Source organism: Kitasatospora sp. MY 5-36, assembly GCF_001182915.1.
In the GTDB taxonomy this organism is placed as follows: Bacteria; Actinomycetota; Actinomycetes; order Streptomycetales; family Streptomycetaceae; genus Kitasatospora.
Map to the genome: position 1 here is coordinate 1 of NZ_LFVW01001092.1, position 1,544 is coordinate 1,544.

The window sequence follows — 1,544 nt, forward strand, 5'->3', positions numbered from 1 at the left end:
ACGCCGACCTTGCAGTCCAGGACGCCGGTGAACTGCTTGGTGTAGCCGTTCGGGCCGGTCACGGTGAAGTCGTAGTGCGCCTTCTCCTCGACCTTGACGAGCACGCTCTCGGTCTTGCCCGGCTGGACGGCGACCTGCTGCTTGCCGACCGTGACGGTGGCGGCCTCGTCACCGCTGTTGGTGACGGACACCCGCACGCCGCCGGTGGCGCACTCCTCCTTGGCGGTGCTGTCGACCAGCGCGCCCTTGCCCTGCTTCCAGGTGGCCTTGGCGCCGCCGGCGACGTTCACCTTGGTGGAGCCGGCCAGGATCATGGTCTGGCTGTGGCGGCCGCGGGAGTCCACGCCGCTCATGAAGACCCGGCCGCTGAGCACGGTGGCCTCGGCGGTGGCGTTGATGGCGGCCTTGCCGTCCGGGGTGCCGGCCGGCACGTCCAGGAACAGCGGGGTGTCCTTGCCGATCGGACCGGCCAGGCTGCCATTGACCGGCTTGCTGTCCTTGTCCAGCAGCTTGATCTTGTCCGCGGCGTCGCCGGTGACGGTCAGCTTGACCTCGTTCGCGCTGGAGTTCAGCAGGAACGGGCCGAGCTTGCCGCCCGACTTCCCGGAGACCGAGTCCGGGGAGAGGGTCAGCGAGGGCTTCGGCTCGGCCGCGACGCCCTTGTTGGCGTCGCCGACGAGGTAGTCGCGCAGCTTCTTGGCCTTGTCGTTGCGCGGGACGGCGTTCTTGTTGTCCGAGAACTTCCAGATCGCGGCCTGGGTGCCGGCGGCGGCGTCCGCGTCGGTCAGGCTGTCGACGCCGGCGGCCGTCGCGAGGGACGTCAGGCTGGCCTGCGGGTACGAGTTGTCCAGGATCCAGCGGATCTTGGGGGCGTTCGCGTTGCTGTTGAGCGAGCTCGACGCCCAGTCCGCCTCGTGGTACTTGGCGCCGCTGTCCAGGTAGACCGGGTTGTCGAAGTCGATGCAGTACGTCCGGAGCTTCTCCCCGGCAGCCGTCTTGAGGGTGAACAGGCCGCCGTCGACGGTGCCCTTGCCCTCGACGTCGATCTTCTCGCCGAGCATCTCGTTCTGGACTTCCGCCGTCACGCCCGAGGTCGGGGCGCCGGCCGCGACCGCCGCACCGGCCGCGAACAGGCCTCCGCCAAGCACCAAGCTGGTCGTGAGCATGACAGTGGTTATCCGGGACAGACTCCGCCCCTGCCTCTGGAACATCTGGGATCCCTCCGGGCCGGGCCGCACCGAGTGGGCGGCCCGCCGACTTGCCGTTCCGCGCGTGCCCCCTGTGGCACTGCTACGGGTATGAACCAGACGAATCCTATTGAGCCCCAGAGGCCCGGAAACCCCCATGCGAAATCAGGACGATTCCGTATCTGGATCGTTATCAATCCCCTCAAGTCCCACACAAGCTGACGGTCGACCAGAAAGTCCCGGGCCGCTTTCTGTTATCCGGTCGGATTGCGCGTGCGGGCACAACGACGTTCTCGATCAACATATTTGTCGACAGGGAAGGTCACCGACCGATCAGGTCAGGGCATCCTCGGCGCC

The 1,544-nt window shown here is 67.5% G+C and carries 1 protein-coding gene; it reads right to left on the reverse strand.

Annotation, left to right across the window (positions count from 1 at the left end; all coding sequences use genetic code 11):
* The coding region (locus AE652_RS40390; RefSeq protein WP_049660771.1) for a Cys-Gln thioester bond-forming surface protein at positions 1–1,166 on the reverse strand (1,166 nt) is incomplete at its 3' end.
* Positions 1,167–1,544: the final 378 nt, after the last annotated feature.